Here is a 21,846-nt window from a genome sequence, read left to right as displayed (position 1 = left end):
TGTTTCATTAGGCGGAATTCTGAAAATGCGGGCAAAGAATTTTTAATTACATATAGGAAGGTCTGTTCATATACATGCGCGAAGATATAGGCCTTGTGAAAAAAAAAGATCATAGTTCAGGTGTTCAACAACCTTAAGAAAGGATCAGCCATGAAAACATATTTCGTTATCGCATTGTTTGCAGCCGCCACGGTGTCTTGCTCGCACAAAGAAAAGACTGTCGAAGCAACACCAAGCACCGAAGCAAAAACGGTGGCGGTTCAGGAAGAGGCGACCCATGTGACCGAATTTGGTTTTAAGAAAGGCTCCAGCGCCCTGACCAGCGATGCGAAGGGTGATTTGCAGCGTCTGATTGATGAGGCAAAAAAGACCGGCACCATTAAAGAAATCAAAGTGATCACCTGGGGTGACAAGGACTATCCTTCCACGGAAACCAAAAAGCTGTCTTCGGCTGAAGTGAAGCTGGTCAAAGAGCGTAACAAAGCCATCGAAAACTATATTAAGTCCTATGACAGATCACCGGATGTGGATTTGTACAGCATGGCGGAAAGACCAAATCTGTTGCAGGACATGCTGAACACTTCAGATGCCCGTATCAAAAAGAATTTGGAAACGGCCGGCATCCCTCACACGGATACCACGGCAAAGGCACCTTCAAAAGCTTCCAAGTCTATTGTGATGGTGATTATGGAATAAATCCCCGCGGGGCAAAACTCCGCATGGGGGACGGGCATTTCGGGACCGTGCGCCTGTGAACTGCAAATAATTGAGATCCCAGACCCGGTCCGGTTGATGCAATACCCGTGAATGCTGACAGTCGCAATATTAACAACAACTAAGGAGAATGAAATGAACATTCAATCTGTGATCGGCTCTTTGATTTTGGCAGTGGCTTTGTCTGCAAGCACATCTTTTGCTCTGGATAATACAACCGAGTCCGCCGGGAAAACCCTGGGCGCGAAGATGGTTTCAGAAATTTCCTTCGACGAGGGGAAATCCTCTTTGACCGATTCAGCCAAAGACGACATTCGCAAAATGGTGAACGAAGCCAAACAAAAAGGCAAAATCGATGAGCTGAAGGTCGCGGTATGGGCGGACCGTGAATATCCGACGGAAGGTGCAAAAGCCTCCAAGCAGGATGTGAATCTGGCCAACGACCGCGCTCGTGTGGTGAAGAATTTCATCAAGGATGAACTGAAAGTGGGTTCGGTGAACACTTACAACATGACCGAGCGTCCGAATGCACTTCAGAAGTTCATGCACACCGACACCGCGAAAACCAAAACTGCGATGGAAGACAGTGGCGCGGCTCCACGCACTCAGGATGAAACCGGCTTCTTCAATCAAAAAGCCAAATCATCCAAAGCCGTCATCATGGTTTACATGAAGTAAGCACTTAGAACACACAACGGAGGCTTTATGAAAGCAATCAGCACGATACTTCTGGGATGGGCCTTGATGGCAGCAGTGCCGGCCTATGCAGGATTTTATATTGAGCCCGGAATCACCTATGAAAAAGGTGACAACGAGCTGGAATGGCCCGCACCCTTGAGCAACTCCACCGGAACGGGGCAAGGGCTGGGTTTTAATATGAAGCTGGGTTACCACGCCAATGACATCTTCTTTATCGGTCTGGATGGGTCTTATTCCAAACCGAAATTTGAAAGCTCGGCGGCCACGGATTATTCTGCCGAAGCGACATCGACACTTTACGGTGCGGTGATCGGGGCGCAGATGCCGGTGGCGGGGCTTCGTATCTGGGGCGGATACATCTTTGGTGGTGATCTGGATCCGGAAGAAGACGGTGGCGTTGATGTAAAGTTTGAAGGTGCCAAGGGGCCCAAAGTGGGCGTTGGTATCAAAATCCTGATCGTCAGCGTGAATCTTGAGTATATGGACCTTGAATACGGCACTTCCAAGCTGGAAGAAGCCGGTCCGGTGACCGGGGAGCTTGGCAAGTTCAAGAACAAGGTCGGCCTGTTGAGTGTGAGCTTTCCTCTGACATTCTAGGTTTTAAGACGAAAGAAAGGCCCGGTTTTGACCGGGTCTTTCCCTTTTGCCTTTTCAGTCCAGTTGGACTAGATTGGCTGTGCTTTGTGTCCGATACTTTGTCGGAAAGCGCAGTTTATTCTAAGGCGAGAGGGTCTTGAGGCTGAAATGAGAAGAGAGTTTTATATCGCGTTTGCGGTGGCATTGGGTCTGAATGTGTTGTTCTATCTTTATTGGACGCCAGGACTGTATTCTCTGATTCTGTTTGTGCCTTTCTTCCTGCTGGGATTCCGCGACATTCATCAAAATCGCCACGCGATCAAGGCGAATTTTCCGGTGTTCGGTCACTTCCGTTATATTCTGGAATCCATCCGACCTGAAATAAATCAATACTTTATCGAATCCAACACCGATGGAAAGCCGTTCAATCGTGAACAGCGTTCCGTGGTTTATCAGCGCGCGAAGAAAGTGTTGGACACTGTTCCATTTGGAACCCAGCACAACGTGTATGCGCAAGGGTATGAGTTCGTGACTCATTCCATGTACCCGAAACATGTGGATCGAAAAGATCTGCGTGTCACGATCGGAACGGATCTGTGTAAACAGCCTTATTCCATGTCACTTTTGAATATTTCTGCGATGAGCTTTGGTTCTTTATCCACAGCCAGCATCCTTTCTTTGAATGGTGGCGCTAAGGACGGTGGGTTTGCGCACAACACCGGTGAGGGCGGTATTTCCCCTTATCATCTGGAACCAGGTGGCGATCTGATCTGGCAAATCGGTACTGGGTACTTCGGTTGCCGCACTCATGACGGTGATTTCGATCCGGAATTGTTCAAGAAAAACGCGGCTCATCCGCAAGTGAAGATGATTGAGATCAAGCTTTCCCAAGGGGCGAAACCGGGGCACGGTGGTATGCTGTCCGGGAAAAAGGTCACCCAGGAAATCGCCAACATCCGTAACGTGCCAATGGGTAAGGATGTGATTTCGCCTCCCGGGCATAAAGCATTCGGCGACAGCCGCGGCATGCTGGCATTCATCACCAAACTGCGTGAACTTTCCGGTGGAAAGCCTATCGGTATTAAACTGTGCCTGGGTCACCGCAATGAGTTTGAAGAACTGGTCAGCCTGATGACCGTTGAAAAAGTTTATCCGGACTTTATCGTCGTGGACGGCGCTGAAGGCGGGACCGGGGCGGCTCCATTAGAGTTTACCAATTACATCGGTATGCCAGGAATGGATGCTTTGGTGATTGTGGTCGACACACTCAAAAAAGCCGGTTTGAAAGACAAAATCAAAGTCATCGCCACAGGCAAGATCACCACAGCTTTTGATATCATCAAGTTGTTGTGCTTGGGCGCTGATGCGACTTACGCGGCAAGATCCATGCTGCTGGCGCTGGGTTGTATCCAGGCGCTTCGCTGTAACAACAACAAATGCCCGACCGGCGTGGCAACTCAGGATCCGAACCTGGTTCGCGGTCTGCACATCCCGACAAAACGTGTGCGTGTGAAGAACTTCCATCAGGAAACCTTGGAATCCGTAGCCCACGTGATTGGCGCGATGGGTGTAGCTCGTCATCAGGATTTGAATCGCAGCCATCTGTACAAACGTGTCGAAGACGACACCATCAAAACCTACGCCGAAATCCATCCAGGCGTTTAAAAGAAATCGACAGCAAAAAAAATCGAGCGGGGCGGGCCTTGAGCAGAGGCCTTTAAGCCCGCCGCTACAGCGGGCACGCGTCCGTGCTCAGTCGGTGCCGGGACTGCGTCCCGGTTCGAGGTCGGCACCCTCCACAGGAGGGCCCACCTCCCCCATGCGCCACCGAAGGCCCGCTTTCGGGCAGGCTTAAAGGCCTCTGCTCAAGGCCCTCATTGCTAGATACAGCTTGGCTTTCGTTTTTTAAACGTGCCCCCGCGCGTGACTCTCGGTTTTATATTTTTGTTTTTGTACTGAACTTTGTTTGTGGTGCTGAAAATTAGGGTCATTGATCAATCGTAAATAGCAAAAATTTGGGGAGCGAGGAAGGGCCCTGGCGGCCAGAGAGAGGCCTTCGCGGGGCCAGGATGGCCCTCCGCCGAAGGCGGAAGCGACGAGGCAGGATGCCGTGCCGAACGGCGCGCCGACAGGGCCCTTCCTCGGGCCCCAAATCGTCGTGTCTAAGCAGGATCAACAACCCCGCTTATTTTCTTACATGCATTTGAATTTCATTTCTACGTTGTAGCCGTTTCCTAGGACTCCGTCGGCTACTGCGCCGCCTAAGCCTACGATGCCGCCAGCCGTGGATTCAGTTTGGCCGCCCAAAACGTACGTAGCGCTGCCAAGGACTTGGGCTGCTTTGCTGGCTTTTTTTGCGTTTTTATAGGTTTTTTCGTCGTAGTCACCTTTGTAGTTGGAGGACTCGTTGATGAAAGCTGCTGTTTGGTTGCGCTCTTTGCAGAAGCTGTTGGCTTGGCGGATGGCTTCGCGGGAACCTTGGTCGGTGTCTTCGCTGGCGATAACGACGCGGTGAACGCCGTCAGCTCCGGCGCGAACATCCGGGTGGTGGGCGCACGCTGCGGTGAAAAGAGTGGCGGCTGTGATCAAACCTAAGCGAAGAGAAACCTTGTTCATGTTAAGCATTCCTTTTGTTGTGAAATAACAATGATAGGAGACGCTGAACTATGCAAACAGTCCAGATTTTTTTAAAGGCTTAGCAACAAAGCGCCAAGTCCGATAGTGGCCGCACCCAGAATTTGTGTCCGGGTCAGGGACTCTTTTAGGAATACCGAGAATATAACCGCAAAAAAGATGGAAGAGTTTCTAAGTGAAATCGCAAAGCCCGGGGCTGAAACCTTTAAGCCATACAAAAAGATCAGGAACGAAGCCGTGGCGAAGCTTCCGCACAGCACAACACGCACCGGGTGCGAGGTCATCGTGGCTTTCAGGCGCAGCCAAGGGGCGCTGCGGATGCCGTAAAGTAAAAACGGCAAAGACACGATCATCGCCACCATGAATAAAGGCTTGGGGTCGGTGTTTTCGGTCAGGGCTTCGTGATAGGCCAGATGATATCCGGCGATAAAGACGGCGCTGATATAGGCCCAGAGGTCGTTTTTCAGGCTCTGTCTTTTTCCTTTCAGCAGATCCTGGAAATTCATCGCTAGAATTCCCAATAGCACAAAGAGGGCCCCCAGGAATTGCAAGCCGTGAGCGCGCTCGCCCAAAAATACGGTGGAATAGATCCATACCAGAACCATCGCGCCCCCGCGCATGATGGCGTAGGATTTTCCAAGGCTTGAAGCCCGCAAAGCTTTGGACAAAGTCAGGAAATAGAACCCCTCAAAAACGCCGGAAAGAACGGCAATCGCAAAGGCGCGGTTGTCCGGAAAAACCAACCCCGTTCCACTGATCGGCAGGCTGGCGGCTGTAATCAGACCGCTTAGTAAAATGGTCAGAAAAAGGAAGCTTTCCTTGTCTTTAGAGGCCTTGGCAAGGGCATTCCAGGCAGCGTGAAGCAGGGCAGAGAGTAAAAGTAACAGGGGTCCTAAAGTCATGTCTGTTGTTTTAAACCCTTTCCATGGGCCCAAGCCACAAAAAACTGCCTCGTATTGGGGTTTTATGATATCAGAACCCCACCTATGAAACTGACCGATTTGGACTTTTCCTACCCTGAAGAGCTTATTGCCACGTCCCCTGTGCGGCCGTCCCGCGTGATGTGGGTGGAAGGCGAATTGGAGCCTCAGGAAATCAGTCTTAAAGATCTGTTGTCGCGTATTTCGGCAGGCGATGTGCTGGTCGTGAATAACACCCGCGTTTTGAAGCGCCGGGTTTTTTCTGGCGACGTTGAAATCCTTTTCCTGAAACAGATCAATGCCACAGACTGGGAGGTTTTGTTCCCTTCCAAGAAATTCAAAATCGGTTCTGTGCTGGAGCTTCCTTTGGGCGTGCAGATGACCTTGCAGCAAAAAGGCCGCCCGCAAACAGTTTCACTCAGCCAGGAAGTCAGCGAAGACTATTTCCAAAAAGTGGCTGAGTTGCCATTGCCTCCGTACATTCAAAAAGCCCGGGAACAGCGTCACACTGTGGATGCTGATGAATCCTGGTATCAAACGGCCTGGAATAAAAGTCCTGGCAGTTTCGCGGCTCCCACGGCCAGCCTGCATTTTTCTGCGGATGACATTGAAGGTCTGAAATCCCGCGGAGTAAAAGTTCTGGAAGTCACTTTGCACGTGGGCTTGGGAACTTTCCTGCCGGTGACGGCGGAAGATCTGAATGATCACGACATGCACGAAGAGTATGTTGAAATCTCTGCCGCGACGTGGACGGCGGTGCAAAATGCCAAGGCGGAAGGTCGTAACGTTTGGTCCCTGGGCACCACCACCAGTCGTTCGCTGGAAAGTGCGGCACAAGGGCTGTTGGGTGTGATGTCTGAAACGGGATTTAGTGGTTTTACCAAGCTGCTGATTCAGCCGGGATATCAGTACAAAGTGGTGGATTGTCTGATGACGAATTTCCATCAGCCGCAGTCGACTTTGGTGGCTTTGGTCGCCGGATTTTCTTCCTTGAATCGAGTAAAAGCTTGCTATCAATGGGCCATTGAGCGAAAGTTCCGGCTCTTTTCTTATGGCGATCTGACAGTTTGGGTCGCGGCCGCGAAGTCGGCAGTTCACGAAGGGTGAGGTTATGTTGGACGGTCACAATTCCACAGCCGTGGGTCCTAATTCCACAGCAACAGATGCAACTATGAAACTGGGTGAATTTAAGGTTCACGCCACCGAAGGCAATGCCCGTCGCGCCACTTTGATGACGGCTCACGGTCCGGTGCAGACTCCTGTCTTTATGGCGGTGGGCACGAAAGCCACTGTGAAAGCGATGACTCCGGAAGAACTGAAAGACTGCGGTACCCAGGTTGTTTTGGGGAATACGTACCATCTGCATTTGCGTCCTGGTGAAAAAACCATCGCGCGCATGGGTGGCTTGCACAAGTTCATGAACTGGCACGGACCGATCCTGACGGACTCTGGCGGTTTCCAGGTGTTTTCTTTGTCCCAGCTTCGCAACATGACTGAAGAGGGGGTGGAGTTCCGTTCTCACTTGGATGGAGCGAAGCACTTTATTTCCCCTGAAAAGTCCATGGAAATCCAAATGGACCTGGGTTCTGATATTATCATGGCCTTTGACGAGTGTTTGAAATACCCGGCAACGGATGAAGAAATCGAAAAGTCCATGGCGCTGACCTATCGCTGGTTGCTTCGTTCCCAGGCGGCCATGACCCGCAAGGAAAGTCTGCTGTTCGGTATCGTTCAGGGTGGCTTAAGCCTGAAGCACCGCTTAAAGAGCATGGAGCAAATCTGCTCTGTGGACCTTCCGGGTTATGCTTTGGGTGGATTCAGCGTCGGGGAGCCAATGCATTTGATGCACGCTCTGCTTCCGGATGTGGCGCCTAAAATGCCGGCAAATAAGCCGCGTTACCTGATGGGCGTGGGCACTCCGACGGATTTGATTATCGCGATTGATTCCGGTGTGGATATGTTTGACTGCGTCATGCCTACAAGAGTGGCACGCAATGGGACAATTTATACCTGGAACGGCAAAGTCAGCATCAAGCGTTCGGAATACAAGGAAGATCCTTCTGCCTTGGATCCGGAATGTGATTGCTACACTTGTAAGAACTATTCCAAGTCTTACCTGCGTCACATGTTCATGAGTGGGGAAATTCTTGGTTCCCGCCTGAACACCATCCACAACATTCATTTCTATATGAAAGTGATGGAAAAGGCGCGTGAGGCCATCGCTGAAGGCCGCTGGGCAGAGTACCGTGACTTCTGCTTAACACGCTTCGCCAAGAAAGACTCTTAATCGGCGGCAGCCGGCAGTGCTGGAGCGCCTGCGGCGCGGAAGCTGGAGCAATTTGTCGGGGGCACGCCTTCTCTGCGGGAAGTCTCTCCGCCTTGCATCCGAACCTTTTTGAGCGAGTTATTACTAAAGTATTGATTCTTCCCAAGAATAATGCTGAATTTTAACGTCAGTTAGAATTGTAAGTTTATGGAGGAATCAATGTTATACGGACTTCTTGTATCCACAGCTCATGCGCAATCAGCAGCTCCTGGCGGTCAGCCATCGGCTTTCGAAATGTTTGTGCCGTTCATCTTTATCTTCGTCATCTTCTATTTCCTTATTATTCGTCCTCAGTCCAAACGTCAGAAAGAACACCAAAAGTTCCTTACTGAAGTTAAAAGAGGTGACGAAGTTGTCACTTCCTCCGGCATCCTGGGTCGTGTAGAAGGCATCACTGAGCAATTTGTGACTTTGGAGATCGCAGACGGCGTTAAGGTGAAAATGCTTCGCAGCCAGATCGCAACATCTCAGAAAGCAGCAACTCAAGAGGAAAAGAAATAATGGAAGGTCTTCGCTGGAGAACGTTTGTAGCAGTATTGGGCGTAGCCGCATCTTTGGTGTGGGTATTGCCTAACTTGGTTAACTTGTCGGAAGTGTCCTGGTGGCCTTCCAAGCAGAAACTGAACTATGGTTTGGACATCCAGGGTGGTTTGCACCTTGTTATGGGCGTGGATGTTGATGGTGTGGTTAAAGAATCCACCACTCGCATGATCATGACCATGAAGTCCGAAATGACCAAAGAAAACGTCGCTTATGCTGACGTTAAATCTGAAAAGCCGGAATCCGGTGAAATTCAGGTTGTCGTGGCTGATGCCGCTGGCAAGGCCGGTGTGGAAAAGTTCATTACTGATAAGTATTCCACCGTTTTGCAGGTCGTTGGTTCCACTGACACTTCTGTGACGGCTCGTTATTTCGATGCTTACCTGAATGAGTATAAAAACCGCGTTATTCAGCAGTCCATCGAAACCATCCGTAACCGTATCGATGAATTCGGTGTGGCAGAGCCTTCCATTTCCCAGCAGGGTGCCAACCGTATCCTGATCCAGTTGCCAGGTATGGCTGACGCTGAAAAAGCGAAACAGCTGATCAACACAACTGCGAAACTGGATTTCATGATCGTGTCCCATGAACTGAACGCCCAACAGCTTCAGGTGATGATTGCCGAAGTTGAAAAAGCCGGCAACTTCAACATGGAAAATACCAAGTACTCTGACTATGTGACTCGTGTGAATGAGGCTTTGAAAGGCAAACTTCCGGAAAAAACGGCTGTTTACTTCGAAAAAGCTCCTAACGCTGCGACAATCGATGCCGGAGCAATCCCTTACCTGCTAAGAACTGATACAGATCTGGGCGGTGGTGCACTGGATGACGCTTTTGTGGGTTACGACCAGTATGGTTCTCCACAGGTGTCTTTGCAGTTCAACTCTGCAGGGGCGCAAAAGTTTGCGGACCTGACTGGCAACAGCGTGGGCAAACAAATGGCCATCGTTCTTGATAAAGTTGTTAAATCCGCTCCAAGCATCCGTGACCGTATTGCGGGTGGTTCTGCTGTCATCACTTTGGGTGGCGGTCGTGACCGTAATGGCATGATGGATGAGGCGAAAATGATCTCCACTTCTTTGCGCGCGGGTGCTTTGCCTGCTTCTTTGGAGCAGTTGGAAGAACGTCGTGTGGGTCCTACTTTGGGTGCTGATGCTATCGGTAAAGCCAAAATGGGTTCTTACGTTGGCGCTGCGATCATCGTGATCTTCATGCTGGTTTATTACAAATCCATGGGTGCGGTGGCGTCCTTTGCTTTGGGTCTGAATATCCTGGGCATCTTTGCTTTGCTAACCACTTTCGGTGCAACTCTGACTTTGCCGGGTATCGCGGGTATCGCTTTGACCGTGGGCTTTGCGGTTGATGCCAACGTTCTGATCAATGAGCGGATCCGGGAGGAACTGCGAATGGGTCATGGAATCAAGGTGGCTGTGGCTGAAGGTTACAACCGTGCGATGTCTGCGATCATCGATGCCAACGTGACGACGGCTGCGACAGCAGTGGTTCTGTTGTACTTCGGTACAGGTCCGGTGCGTGGTTTCGCGGTGACTTTGTTGATCGGTATCGTGACTTCCATGTTCGCAAACGTGTTCGTGTCCAAAGTTATCGTTGATACTTTGGTGAATAAATTCAACTTCAAGAAGTTGTCGGTTTAGTAGGTATATATGGCTAATAAAAATACAGAATCATTTGGACGTTTTGATTTCGTCGGTAAAGCCTGGTTCTTCGGGGGCGTGTCCCTGATCCTGGTTATTGCTTCTTTGATTTATCTTGCAGTTCACGGCATCAGCTACGGTATCGACTTCAAAGGCGGTACCGAGATCCAGGTGAAATTCGACCAGGGTGTGACTATCGACCAGGTTCGTGACTCTGTTGTGGGTCTGGATCTGGGTGAAGTGGGTGTTCAGTCTTTCGGTGAAGGCAATGAATTCATCATTCGTTTCCAGGGTCGTGAAGGTAAAACGGACAAAGAAACCAATGAAATCCTGAATGCAGATCTGACAAAAGTTCGTGGCATCATCACTGATAAATTCCAGGCTTCCAATCCGGATATTCGCCGTATTGATACCGTGGGTCCTCAGGTTGGTGCGGAACTGAAGCGTAATGGTTTGCTGGCAGTATTCTATTGCTTGCTGGTGATCCTGATCTACGTGGCACTTCGTTTTGACTATAAGTTTGCTCCGGGCGCAGTACTTTGCTTGTTCCACGATGCGGTGATCACTTTGGCGGTCTTCGTTTTGGTGGGCAAAGAAGTGAATGTGTCTATTTTGGCTGCGATCATGACGCTGATTGGTTTCTCTCTGAATGATACCATCGTCGTATTTGACCGTATCCGTGAGATCGACACTGGAAACCACGATAAGGGCTTTAAGTTCGTTATCAACAAGTCCATCAACGAAATGTTGGTGCGTACTTTGATCACGTCCGGTACCACTTTCATTTCCGCGCTTTGCCTGTATATCTTTGCTGATGGCACAGTTGAAGACATTGCGTTCTCTATCTGTGTGGGTATCTTCTTCGGTACTTACTCTTCTATCTACGTAGCGGCTCCTTTCGTTCTTTTGATGGACAAGCTCCAGTTCAAAAAAGCTAAAGCGGCTTAAGGGATTTTCATGAATCCTTTGTGGACGCTGCGGGAATCTGAAAATGAGCCAGTCATCCCCTCGAATGTCGAGGGGCAATGGCCGCAGCTCATCACCAAGGTTCTTGCAGCCCGCGGTTTTTCCGAAGCTTCCAATGTTGAGAAGCTTCTTTTTCCGAAGCTCGCTGATTTGAAAGATCCTCTTGTCTTAAAGGGGATGTCTCAAGCTCTTGAGCGCCTGGGTCAGGCGTACCTGAATAAAGAAAAAATCTGCATTTATGCTGACTTCGATCTGGATGGAACTTCCGGTCTGGCATTGTTAAAAACCGGCATGCTGGCTTTGGGTTTCCCGGACGTCTTGCACTATCAGCCCAAACGTTTGGCTGAAGGTTACGGTTTCCACGCCCATGCGGTGGAAGAACTAAAAAAACAAGGCGTCAGTCTGATCATCACTGTCGACGTCGGCATCACCGCACACGCGGCGATTGATAAGGCCAATGAGTTGGGTGTGGACGTTATCCTGACCGATCACCATTTGCCGGCCGATACCATCCCATCCGCGTTTGTGGTGGTGAACCCGAATCAGGGCGACTGTCCGTCGGGATTGGGATATCTGTGTGGTGCAGGTGTTGCTTTCTATTTGCTGCGAGGATTGAAACGTCACTTCCACGATCATCCGCAACTGCCTAAAAATAATTGGGATTTAAAAGAAGTATTGGATTACTTTACCATTGGGACCCTGACGGACATGGTTCCGTTGGTCGATGATAACCGCGTGCTGGTAAAACATGGTTTGGTAAAGCTTGCTGAAACCAAACGGGCTGGACTTCGAGCATTGCTTGAAGAACTGGATCTGACCGGAAGACCTCTGACCAGTCAGGATGTGGCGATTCGTTTTGCGCCAAAACTGAATGCGCTTTCTCGTATGGAATCCGGCATTCTTCCAATTGATATATTCTTGTTGGATGATCCAAGCCAAGCCCGCGATATGGTTCGACAAGTGATGAAGAACAATTCCACGCGCGTGCAGTTGCAGGGGGATGCGGAAGCCGAAGCTCAAGCATTACTTCAAGGCTGGCCTCATCAGGATTTCGTCTTTGTGGCTTCCCGAAACTTCCACCGCGGAGTTTTGGGATTGATCGCGACCAAGCTGACTCAAGTCTATAACAAACCGGCCTTTGTGGGTGCGGTGGGTGATGACGGCATGATCGTCGGCAGCGCACGTTTGCCACAAGGTCAGGAAGCTTGTCTGGTGGAAGCGATGTCTTCTGCGCAGGAATTGCTAAGCCGTTTCGGTGGTCATTCGGCCGCGGCAGGTTTTGAAATTGCTGAAACCAAGGTATCCACTTTTGTGGGAAAACTGGCGGATCATTTCTCGGATTTGCGTGAAAAGCCAAAACCACTAGAGATTTTCTATGATGTTGAAGCGGGTCTTTCTGAAGTCAGCGAAGCTTTGATGAAGTGGTATGACTTCGTCGGTCCATTCGGGGCGGGGTTCTCGATTCCTTTGATTCATTTTACCAATGTGCAGGTCTTGTCCAAGCGTGAACTTAAGGGCGGTCATCTTCGTTTGAGGATTGCTGACGCGGATGGCGGGGCTTCTGCGGAAGCATTGCTGTTCACGCCGACTCCGCGCCAGTTGGATACCCTGACCAACGTGCCTGGGTTCTATCATGTTCTGGGCGAGCTGCAGTGGAACTATTTTGCCGGGCAAAAGACAGTTCAGATTCTTATTCGGGATTTAAAGGCAACCACATGAAAAAAAATAAAAAGGTCGTAGTGCTTTTGTCGGCGGGTTTGGACTCGACGTTGAATGCCTACGAGGCTATCAAGCATCATCATGAAATCGTGCTGGCTTTGACTTTCAATTACGGTCAGCGCGCAGCCAAGAAAGAACTGGAAGCTTCAGCAAATATCGCGAAACACCTGGGTATTCCGCATCAGGTGGTCGAACTTCCGTGGTTCAAGGACTTTAACAAATCTTCTTTACTGGTCGAGGATCAGGCAGTTCCTACGGGTTCAGCCGTTGAAATCGATAATCAGCAAAAATCTGAAGAAACTGCCAAGTCCGTGTGGGTTCCAAACCGCAACGGGATCTTTTTGAATATTGCCGCAGCCTATGCCGAAGCGCTGGGCGCGGATGCGGTGATACCGGGGTTTAACGCCGAAGAGGCTGCGACCTTCCCGGATAATTCCCGTGAGTTTTTGGAACAAGCGACCAAGTCCCTTTGGTATTCGACATCCAATCACGTGACGGTGGGTTGTTATACCGCTCACTTGAAAAAACCGGACATCGTGCGTTTGGGGCAGGGTTTGAAAGTTCCGTGGGAATTGATCTGGCCTTGTTATTTCTCGGGTGACAAGTGGTGCGGGCAGTGTGAATCCTGCCTTCGGTCCAAGCGGGCTTTTGCTTCAGCCAACATTGATGTGAAACATCTTTTTAAGGAGTAGTGCGGATGGAAACTTCATTTATTGAAAAGAAATTTGCCTATGACGGTTCCCAGCTTCGTTCTTTGTTTGCGTATCTGGATCACGGAATTCTGGGGCCTTCCATTGTTTCCTGGGTAGGGGCTTGTTCCATTCCGTTTGATCACATGGTCGACGGCGAAGATCTGCTTGAAAAAGCAGTGATCCAGTCAGATGAAATGCTTCATTTTATCATTGAGGTCTTTGATCGCGATTTATTTTCGGGCGTGGCTTTGCAGCGTCTGTTCGCGTCGATCGCGAAAGACTATGTTCAGGCCCACGGAAAGGGTCTTTTGACCGGTAAATCAGTTCGCCGTGACGGCGATGATATTTATCTTGATACCAAAAAGTTGAGCATCAGTATCGCGACCCGTTCTCCGGTGTCGGTGATGGTTCACTTCGCCATGAACGTGACTAACAAAGGCACTCCGGTGGAAACGTTGTCTTTGCAGGATCTGCAGATGGATCCGGTTCGCGTTGCCGAAGACCTGATGGCTCTTTTCCGCCGCGAATTCGAATCCATCACGATCGCAACCCAAAAAGTCCGCCCGGTTCCTTAAAAGGAACCAGGAACCTTTTTAGTGGTGGTGGTGGGATTCCTGCTTCTTACCGCCTTTAAGGGCCTTTAGTGGAAGCTTGTAGATGGCTTCGTTGCCGACCGCTTTTTCGCGGGTGGCTTCAACTACCAATTCAGTTTTAGTCGGCACCTTTCCTTCCGGAATGCAGTGATAGTGATCTCCGCCCATAATTGAACAATTATAAGCCACGGTGGTTTTTTTACCGCGGGCGGTGACCTTCACTGATGAATCCTTGGTCGTCGGATTTTCAAAGTTCATATCCAATAGATACACATGCACGCTTTGATCCTTGTCCACGGTGATTTCAGTGTGGAAAGCGCCAGGCATCAGGATGTGCCCGCCGTGAGGGCCGGGTTTGTCTTCGCCATGGGCCCAGGACAGGGATGGAAGCAGAACAAGAGTGGCAATTAATTTTTTCATGGCAAATCTCCTTACATTGTCAGTTCGTCAAATTTCAATTTCAGCACGGCCAGGTCTTTTTGCACCTGCAACAGGCGGGTGCGGTTTTCAAAAAGACTGTTGGTGGCGCTGGCCAGATCTGACGAGTTCTTGATACCGCGGCGGTACTCAGAAAGGGTCAGGTCATAATATTTCTGGGTCAGGGTCTGGCGTTTTTCCAAAAGACTTCTTAGTGCCAGCAGTTCACGTGCTTTGTTACGCAGGCTTTCCGTTTGGGTGTTTAGCTGAATCTGGGTGTTGGCTTTTTCAAACCCCTGGGATGTTTCCAGCTCTTTCGCAGCAGCAGTTTTAAATCTGGTGTCCAGACCAGAGAAGAATGTCCAAGTCATCAACACGGAAACCCGGGACTCGGTACCGTCCATGGGATCTTCATACTGCGGTACCAGGCGGCCATACTGGGCGTTCAGATCGATACTGGGCAGATAAGCCCCTTGTGCTTTTTGACGACGCAGGTGGGAGCTTTGCTCCAAAGCCTGCTGTTTTTGCAGGGCCGGGTTTTGGGAAACATCCGTCTTGGCAAAGTCCGCTTCGCTGATGCGAGGAAAGGCCTCTTTCGTCGACAAATTCGTCACGCTGTCGGAATAGACCAGGGATTTGATCACATCCTGGGAAATCTGCAGATCCGTTTTGTGGGATTCGATTTCGGCAGAAAGAGTGCTTTCCTCCAAATCCAGTTCAATAGCGTCAACGTTGGAAGTCAGGCCGGCATTGATTTTCTTTTGCGCCATCGAACGCTGATTGTGCAGGAATTGAATTTTTTCTGAATCCACAGAAATAAAGTGCGTGTTCAGCAGGGCCTCGTAATAAGCTTCGCCCAACTCGCGGTTCAGGCGGCGCGAGGTGATGTCGTGATCAAGGTCCGCCACGCGGCTTTCCTGATCGGCGATGCCTTTTTCTTTCCAGTCCTGGCCGCCGCGGAACAGGTTCCAGCGGCCGCTCAGATAGCCCACATATCCGTCGTCTTTGTCATGCAAAGTGTTTTCTTTGGCATAGCCCGCAGCTGCGGAAAGCTCGGGCAGGAACGGGCTCCATTGGCTGTGGGCCAGATTCTTTTGCGCCTGCTGGCGCGAAGAACTGGCGCGCAGCTCAGGATTGTTGGTCGCAAGCTGCTCTTTCAACGTAGAAAGGCTGCTTTCGGCCATTGCGGGAAGACTGAAGAACAGGGCGCATAGGCCCCATTGCCATTTCATAGAAAGGCTCCTTTTACTTTTCAACCAGGAACTTGAAGGTGTCGGATTTGCCTTCGTAGTCCACTTTGATTTCCATATTCACGCGGTGAGCGCCGGCAAAGTCCACAGTCGTGTCGAAGGAATTTGCGGTTGTGGTGAAAGTCATTGGTGTTGCTTTGCCTTTGGGGGATTTAGCTGTACCGGAGATTTTGATTTTTTTGAAATCAACAGTCTCGCCTTCGTGGGCCCGCGGGAAGAACTGGACTTTGTTGTCGATGGCCAGCATTTCCATGTTGAACAGCTTGCCAGCTTTAGGGATGCCGCCATGCTGGGCTTTGATCACGCCAGGAGCGTCGTGGCCTTCATGGGCAAAGGCTGCGGGTGCCAAAGACAGTGATGTCAGTACAATCAGGGACGTTAGAATGTGTTTCACGAAAGGACTCCTTCTTTATCTTTTTCTTCAATGTGTTTTTCAGCTGACTTCTTGCCGTAGCGATAGAAAATCGCCGGTGTCAGATACATATCAAGCAGCGTGCTGCTGAGCAATCCACCCACGATGACAATAGCCACAGGATGCAGGATCTCGCGTCCCGGGGCTCCAGGAGCCAGGGCCAGAGGCAGCAATCCCAAAATGGCTGTCAGTGCAGTCATCAGTACCGGCACCAGACGCTCCAGCGATCCACGAACCACCATGTGTTTGGTGAAGCTTTCGCCTTCGTGTTTCATCAGATGCAGATAGTGGGAAATCATCATGATCCCGTTACGGGAAGCAATCCCGCACAAAGTCACGAATGCCACAAGGCTGGCCACGCTGAGTGTGCCACCCGTGATCCAGATTGCAATAATACCACCGATAAAGGCCATCGGGATGTTCAGCATGATCTGCAGGGAAATAAACGTCGACTTGAAGTTTGCAAACAGGATCAGGAAGATTGTCAGAATGGAAATCAACCCCAGAACAATCATCATGTCCGAAGCCTGTTGCTGGCTTTCAAACTGGCCGCCATAGACCACATAGTAACCCGCAGGCATTGAAACCCTGGATTCAATGTTCTTTTTGATGTCGGTAATGATTTCATCCAAAGAGCGATCGGTCGAGTTGGCCTGAACTACGATGCGTCTTTGTGCATTTTCACGCTGGATGATGTTCGGGCCGGTGGATTCATATACGTCGGCCACATTTTCTACCGTGATGCGACTGCCGTCAGGCATGATTTTCACCGGAGTGCGTTTGATCAGCTCCAGATCCGTTCGGGACTTGTCATCAAAACGCATGAAGACATCAATGGTTTTGTGGCCTTCCAGAATCTGACCCACGACTTCGCCTTGCAGAGCTTTTTCCAAAAGCTGCGCCAGATCACCAACTGTGATTCCGTAGCGGGCGGCTTCGTCACGCAAAAGATGAATTTTCACCTGAGGGATCAGAACCTGTTGTTCGACCTGAAGATCCACCAGTCCTGGAACATCTTTGATAGCTTGATAGATCTCAGCCCCTTTGGCGCGCAAAGTGGGAAGTTCCGGGCCAAACACCTTGATGGCGATCTGGGCGCGCACACCCGACAGCAGGTGATCCAGTCGGTGGGAAATAGGTTGACCCACATTCACGCCGACATCCGGAATGACTTCAAGTCCTTTGCGGATTTCTTCCAACACCACGGCGCGTGGGCGGCCTTCGTCTTTAAAGTCGACTTCGATTTCAGAGGTGTTAACACCTTCGGCGTGTTCATCCAGCTCAGCACGGCCCGTGCGGCGTGACACCGTCAGAACTTCCGGTGTTTTCAGGATGATCAGTTCGGCTTGGGTTCCGATTTTATTGGATTCGGGTAACGAGATTCCCGGCGGGGCAATGACCGTGATCATCGCCGATCCTTCATTGAAATGTGGCAGGAAGTCCCGGCCGACAATCAGGGATAAACCGATGGAACCTGCAAACAGCAGACCTGAAAACAATAATACCGGTTTTGGATTGTCGAGAGTTTTATTTAATAAACGTTCCTGATGTTTCTTAAGCCATCGCACAAGGGCGCTGTCTTTATGTTCCAGCAGTTCACCCTTGGACAGGAAGTAAGAACACAGGGCTGGAGTCACGGTCAAAGAAACCACCATCGAGGCCAGCAGGGATACAATATAAGAGATCCCCAGTGGAACGAACAGGCGGCCTTCGATACCAGACATGCTAAACAGAGGCACAAAGACCAGCACCACGATCAAAGTTGCGATCACGATGGAGTTACGAACTTCGGAAGAGGCTTCGTAAATCACCAGCAGTGAATTGCGGGGTTTGGCCAGCAGCTTGTTTTCGCGCAGACGGCGATAGACGTTTTCCACGTCAACAATCGCGTCATCCACCAGTTCCCCGATGGCAATCGCCAAGCCCCCTAAGGTCATGGTGTTTACGGAAAGACCAAAGAACTTAAACACGATGGCCGTCAGAACAAAGGACAGCGGAATCGCCGTCATGGTGATTGCGGTGGTGCGGAGGTTCATCAGGAACAGGAATAACACGATAAGCACCAGGAAGACCCCATCGCGCAGGGCCATCTTGACATTATCAATGGCGGTTTCAATGAACAGGGCCTGTTTGAACAGGTTGGGTTGCAGCTCTACGCCCTCAGGCAAAGTGGTGGCAAACTGCTTTAAGGCTTCGTCAATTTTTTCAGTCAGCTCCAGGGTGTTGGCGCCCGGCTGTTTCTGAATGCTCAGGATCACGCCCGGTTTTCCGTTGATGCTGCCGTCACCGCGCTTGGTTTGCGGGCCTTCGACGACTTCGGCGATTTCTTTCACCAGAACGGGACGGCCCAGGTGCATGCCGACAACCGAATTCATGATCTCTGATTTTTCTTTTACTGCGCCGATATTGCGGATCAGGAATTCCTGACCATTAAGGTCGATGAAACCACCGGTGGAGTTTTGCGACACATCCGATAGGTTGTGTTCGACTTCGTCCATGGTCAGTTGCAGCTTTTGCAGTTTTTCAGCGGAAATCAGAATCTGGAACTGACGAGCCCCACCACCGATTGAAATCACCTGGGAAACCCCGGGAATGCTCATCAGGCGGGGGCGCAGTGTCCAGTCAGCCAGAGTGCGCAGATCCATACCAGAGACTTTGTTGTCCGGCGAACTTAAACCCACAAATTGGATTTCGCCCATGATGGATGAAATTGGTCCCAGAGTCGGGGAGATGTCTTTCGGGAGTCTTTCTTTGGCGAGGGCGATTTTTTCCTGCACCAACTGGCGGTTTCTATAGATATCGGTGTCCCAGCCAAACTCGACATAGATGACACTAAGACCGATACCGGATGATGAGCGCACGCGCTCGACACCCGGCAAGCCATTCAAGGCTGTTTCCAGCGGGAAGGTCACCAGGGTTTCAACCTCTTCCGGTGCCAGGCCATGGGCCTCGGTCATAATATTGACCGTCGGACGGTTTAGATCTGGAAAGACGTCCACTGGCAAATGAACCAGGGCCCAGCCTCCATAGGCCACCATTAAAGCAGCAACAGCAATCACAATGAGACGATGAGTCAGAGAGTATTTAATAATTCTATCAAGCATAGGTCTACTTTAATGCCTCCGCACACCCTACTAGGAGGGGGTATCTGGCCTTGTGACAATCCGAGGAAAAATATTTTTCTTCCCAGGCCCTTGAAATAGATACCCCAGGGGGGTATATACTGGAACTGAAATCGAGGTGTGTCATGAAAAAAGATTCCGGTCAGCATCCCGACCACAGTGGTCATTTAAAGCGTCTAAACCGTGTCCGCGGCCAATTGGATGGCATTCAGAATATGATCGAGGAACGCCGTTATTGTCCGGACATTGTTTTTCAGATCCGTGCCGCTGCCAAGGCCCTGCAGGCGATGGAAAATGAAATCATGAAAACCCATGTCCATGGTTGCGTGAAAACGGCGATCAAATCCAAAGATGAAAAAGAAATCTCCAAAAAAATCGACGAGATCATGAATCTGGTCAGTAAGTAGGCGTTATGGAAACTCAAGATAACAGCACCGAGTTGCAACTCATTGGCATGTCCTGCGTGAATTGCGCGGGAAAAATTGAAAAGACCTTAAACGGCCTGCCGGGCGTGACTGCGACGGTGAATTTTGCGACGGAAAAAGCCCAGGTGAACCTGGGGGGAAGTCCCCTGACGGTCGAAAACCTGATCAAGACCATTCAGGATTTGGGCTATCAGGCCTTTGAGGTAAACTCTGAAGTCGACGCACAAAAGATAAAAGAAGAAGCGGCTGCTGAATACCGCAAAGAACTGCGTCTTTTTATTATCTCAGCGATTCTGACAGCTCCCTTCCTGGTTGAAATGGCCGTGATGCTGACCGGGGCGGGTCATGAGATGATTCCGCGCTGGGTGCAGTGGATTTTGGCGACTCCGGTTCAGTTCTGGATCGGCTGGAGATTCTATCGCGGGTCTTATTATGCTCTTAAATCCGGCAGTGCCAATATGGATGTGCTGGTGGCTTTGGGAACGACGATGGCTTACGGTTTAAGTGCAGTGATGACGGCCATGAACTGGCATCATCATCACGTGTATTTCGAGGCCAGTACTGCGGTCATTACTTTGATTCTGCTGGGTAAGTTGATGGAAAGCCGGGCCAAGGGCAAAACTTCCGAGGCGGTGGAAGGTCTGCTTCGCCTGCAGCCGAAAAGAGCTTTTGTAGAAAGAAACGGTGAAGTCATCTCTTTGGATATCAGTGAACTTGTGTCCGGGGATGTTGTGGTGGTGAAAAACGGTGAGTCCATTCCGGTGGATGGTCTGGTGGTGCAGGGCACTTCCAGTGTGGATGAGTCCATGCTGACCGGCGAAAGCATGCCGGTGCAAAAGGGTGTTGACGATCGCGTCTATGCTGCGACCTTAAATCAAGATGGCAGTTTGCGTATCAAGGCGACGGGGGTGGGCAGCAAAACACAGTTGGCGCAAATCATTAAAATCGTAACGACGGCTCAAGGGTCCAAAGCACCGATTCAGCGTTTGGCTGATAAAATCTCGGCGGTCTTTGTTCCAATTGTGGTCGGGATCAGTGTTTTGACTTTCTTCGGCACGTGGCTGTGGACAGGGGATTTGACTCTGGCTTTCATCTCATCAGTGTCGGTGCTGGTCATTGCTTGTCCGTGTGCTTTGGGGCTGGCAACGCCCACCGCGGTGGTTGTGGGGATTGGCAAGGGAGCGCAAGCAGGAGTTTTATTCCGGGATGCCAAGGCTTTGGAGCTTGCTGAAAAAATTGATGTTCTGGTTTTGGATAAAACCGGCACCATCACCGAAGGAAAGCCCGTGGTAACTGAAGTTCATGTGACCTCGGGCCAGGATAAGAAAGAGGTTCTGACGTTTGCGGCAAGTCTTGAGGCAGGCTCTTCCCATCCGTTGGCGCATGCAATTTTGGAAGAAGCCAAAAAAGAAGGTTTGCCTTTGGCTGCGGTTGAAAGTTTCAAGAGTGTGATGGGGCAAGGGGTGGAAGGTCGTATTCAGGGCCGCTCACTGAAGCTGGGTAAAAGCGCCTGGGTGGCTCCGGATTTTTCTTTGAATCAGGAACTGTTGAGGGACCTTGAATCCAAAGGTCAGACACTGATGGTGCTGGCTGATGAGACTCGCGTGCTGGGTTATATTGCGGTGGCCGATCGTATTCGTGAAAGCTCCAAAGAAGCCATTGCCGAAATTCAAAAGCGCGGCGTGAAAGTAATGATGCTGACCGGGGATAACGAAGGCACGGCCAAAGAGATATCCCGTCAGGCTGGAATCACAGAATACAAACACAGTGTGAAGCCAGCGGATAAAGCCAATGTCATCGTCACCTTGAAGCGCAAAAAACTGCGTGTGGCGATGGTGGGTGACGGTATCAACGATGCCCCGGCATTGGCGATGGCGGATGTCAGTTTCTCAATGTCCTCGGGAACAGATATCGCCATTGAAACGGCGGATGTGACCTTGATGAAAAATGATCTGAAGTCCGTGGCCCAGGCCATTGAACTGTCGCATCTGACGCTGAAAAAAATCCGCCAGAATCTGTTCTTTGCATTCATCTATAACGTCCTGGGAATTCCGCTGGCAGCACTGGGAATGCTAAACCCTGTCATTGCGGGTGCCGCCATGGCGATGAGTTCAGTTTCAGTCGTCAGCAACTCGCTGCTATTGAAAAGAAAAAAAATCTAAAAGGTGCCTGGTTGTTTTTTCTGG

20 protein-coding genes are annotated in these 21,846 nt (G+C 50.5%); 14 read left to right on the top strand and 6 right to left on the bottom strand.

The genetic code is table 11. The features are described 5' to 3' along the window. Positions 1-150 precede the first annotated feature (150 nt). From AC04MQ_RS16405 to AC04MQ_RS16390, 4 genes are all read left to right on the top strand, one after another. The gene (locus AC04MQ_RS16405; RefSeq protein WP_475392605.1) at positions 151-696 is read left to right on the top strand and encodes a hypothetical protein; all 546 of its coding nucleotides are present in this window, start codon (positions 151-153) and stop codon (positions 694-696) included. A gap of 153 nt (positions 697-849) precedes the next feature. Beyond that, on the top strand, positions 850-1,392 hold the full coding sequence (locus AC04MQ_RS16400; RefSeq protein WP_015091320.1) for an OmpA family protein: 543 nt from the start codon (positions 850-852) through the stop codon (positions 1,390-1,392). 27 nt (positions 1,393-1,419) lie between these two features. Next, the gene (locus AC04MQ_RS16395) at positions 1,420-2,010 is read left to right on the top strand and encodes an outer membrane beta-barrel protein (protein ID WP_475392604.1); all 591 of its coding nucleotides are present in this window, start codon (positions 1,420-1,422) and stop codon (positions 2,008-2,010) included. Between the two features lie 147 nt (positions 2,011-2,157). After that, on the top strand, positions 2,158-3,654 hold the full coding sequence (locus tag AC04MQ_RS16390; protein WP_015091318.1) for an FMN-binding glutamate synthase family protein: 1,497 nt from the start codon (positions 2,158-2,160) through the stop codon (positions 3,652-3,654). A 528-nt stretch (positions 3,655-4,182) separates the two neighbouring features. Here AC04MQ_RS16390 and AC04MQ_RS16385 read toward each other — a convergent pair. Both AC04MQ_RS16385 and AC04MQ_RS16380 read right to left on the bottom strand, forming a co-directional pair. After that, positions 4,183-4,605, bottom strand: a complete 423-nt coding sequence (locus AC04MQ_RS16385; RefSeq protein WP_015091317.1) for a hypothetical protein — start codon at positions 4,603-4,605, stop codon at positions 4,183-4,185. A gap of 71 nt (positions 4,606-4,676) precedes the next feature. Continuing rightward, on the bottom strand, positions 4,677-5,525 hold the full coding sequence (locus AC04MQ_RS16380) for a DMT family transporter (RefSeq protein WP_015091316.1): 849 nt from the start codon (positions 5,523-5,525) through the stop codon (positions 4,677-4,679). A gap of 84 nt (positions 5,526-5,609) precedes the next feature. Here AC04MQ_RS16380 and queA point away from each other — a divergent pair, with 84 nt between their 5' ends. The 8 genes from queA to AC04MQ_RS16340 all read left to right on the top strand — a co-directional run bounded on the left by queA (position 5,610) and on the right by AC04MQ_RS16340 (position 14,016). Next, a complete protein-coding gene (queA, locus tag AC04MQ_RS16375) occupies positions 5,610-6,650 on the top strand; it encodes a tRNA preQ1(34) S-adenosylmethionine ribosyltransferase-isomerase QueA (RefSeq protein WP_475392603.1) in 1,041 nt (346 codons plus the stop codon). Between the two features lie 4 nt (positions 6,651-6,654). Then, positions 6,655-7,830 (top strand): tRNA guanosine(34) transglycosylase Tgt, encoded by a 1,176-nt coding sequence (gene tgt / locus AC04MQ_RS16370; RefSeq protein WP_015091314.1) that lies wholly within the window; start codon positions 6,655-6,657, stop codon positions 7,828-7,830. A 198-nt stretch (positions 7,831-8,028) separates the two neighbouring features. Then, complete coding sequence (yajC, locus tag AC04MQ_RS16365; RefSeq protein WP_235046093.1) at positions 8,029-8,370, top strand: preprotein translocase subunit YajC; 342 nt, start codon at positions 8,029-8,031, stop codon at positions 8,368-8,370. Next, positions 8,370-10,064: a protein translocase subunit SecD gene (secD, locus tag AC04MQ_RS16360; protein ID WP_041577692.1), complete on the top strand. Its 1,695-nt coding sequence runs from the start codon at positions 8,370-8,372 to the stop codon at positions 10,062-10,064. The genes yajC and secD overlap by 1 nt, the downstream gene beginning before the upstream one ends. 9 nt (positions 10,065-10,073) lie before the next feature. After that, a complete protein-coding gene (secF, locus tag AC04MQ_RS16355) occupies positions 10,074-11,012 on the top strand; it encodes a protein translocase subunit SecF (protein ID WP_015091311.1) in 939 nt (312 codons plus the stop codon). A gap of 9 nt (positions 11,013-11,021) precedes the next feature. Continuing rightward, on the top strand, positions 11,022-12,749 hold the full coding sequence (gene recJ / locus AC04MQ_RS16350) for a single-stranded-DNA-specific exonuclease RecJ (RefSeq protein ID WP_475392602.1): 1,728 nt from the start codon (positions 11,022-11,024) through the stop codon (positions 12,747-12,749). Then, entirely contained in the window at positions 12,746-13,441 is a 696-nt protein-coding gene (gene queC / locus AC04MQ_RS16345) for a 7-cyano-7-deazaguanine synthase QueC (protein ID WP_475392601.1), read from the top strand. The genes recJ and queC overlap by 4 nt, the downstream gene beginning before the upstream one ends. Before the next feature lie 5 nt (positions 13,442-13,446). Further along, positions 13,447-14,016, top strand: coding sequence for a DUF366 family protein (locus AC04MQ_RS16340; RefSeq protein WP_015091308.1), 570 nt, complete (start codon positions 13,447-13,449; stop codon positions 14,014-14,016). A gap of 18 nt (positions 14,017-14,034) precedes the next feature. On the opposite strand, the gene AC04MQ_RS16335 is transcribed toward AC04MQ_RS16340, so the two are convergent. Genes AC04MQ_RS16335 through AC04MQ_RS16320 form a run of 4 tightly spaced genes read right to left on the bottom strand, consistent with a single transcriptional unit; the run spans position 14,035 to position 19,217 of the window. Continuing rightward, positions 14,035-14,454 (bottom strand): hypothetical protein, encoded by a 420-nt coding sequence (locus tag AC04MQ_RS16335; RefSeq protein WP_475392600.1) that lies wholly within the window; start codon positions 14,452-14,454, stop codon positions 14,035-14,037. A gap of 11 nt (positions 14,455-14,465) precedes the next feature. Continuing rightward, positions 14,466-15,683: a TolC family protein gene (locus tag AC04MQ_RS16330; protein WP_475392599.1), complete on the bottom strand. Its 1,218-nt coding sequence runs from the start codon at positions 15,681-15,683 to the stop codon at positions 14,466-14,468. A 13-nt stretch (positions 15,684-15,696) separates the two neighbouring features. Beyond that, a complete protein-coding gene (locus AC04MQ_RS16325; RefSeq protein ID WP_015091305.1) occupies positions 15,697-16,095 on the bottom strand; it encodes a hypothetical protein in 399 nt (132 codons plus the stop codon). Then, a complete protein-coding gene (locus tag AC04MQ_RS16320; RefSeq protein ID WP_475392598.1) occupies positions 16,092-19,217 on the bottom strand; it encodes an efflux RND transporter permease subunit in 3,126 nt (1,041 codons plus the stop codon). Before AC04MQ_RS16320 ends, AC04MQ_RS16325 begins: the two co-directional genes overlap by 4 nt. Positions 19,218-19,360: 143 nt before the next feature. On the opposite strand from AC04MQ_RS16320, the gene AC04MQ_RS16315 reads away from it, so the two are divergent. Together AC04MQ_RS16315 and AC04MQ_RS16310 are read left to right on the top strand one after the other, a co-directional pair. After that, positions 19,361-19,642 carry a metal-sensitive transcriptional regulator gene (locus AC04MQ_RS16315; protein WP_015091303.1) on the top strand — a complete coding sequence of 94 codons (282 nt, stop codon included), beginning with the start codon at positions 19,361-19,363 and terminating at the stop codon, positions 19,640-19,642. Between the two features lie 5 nt (positions 19,643-19,647). After that, entirely contained in the window at positions 19,648-21,822 is a 2,175-nt protein-coding gene (locus AC04MQ_RS16310; RefSeq protein ID WP_015091302.1) for a heavy metal translocating P-type ATPase, read from the top strand. The last annotated feature ends 24 nt before the right edge of the window (positions 21,823-21,846 follow it).

The organism is Bdellovibrio sp. MYbb2 (genome assembly GCF_056175685.1).
The sequence above is the reverse complement of the archived record's forward strand: the minus strand, read 5'-3'. Positions and strand labels throughout refer to the sequence as shown.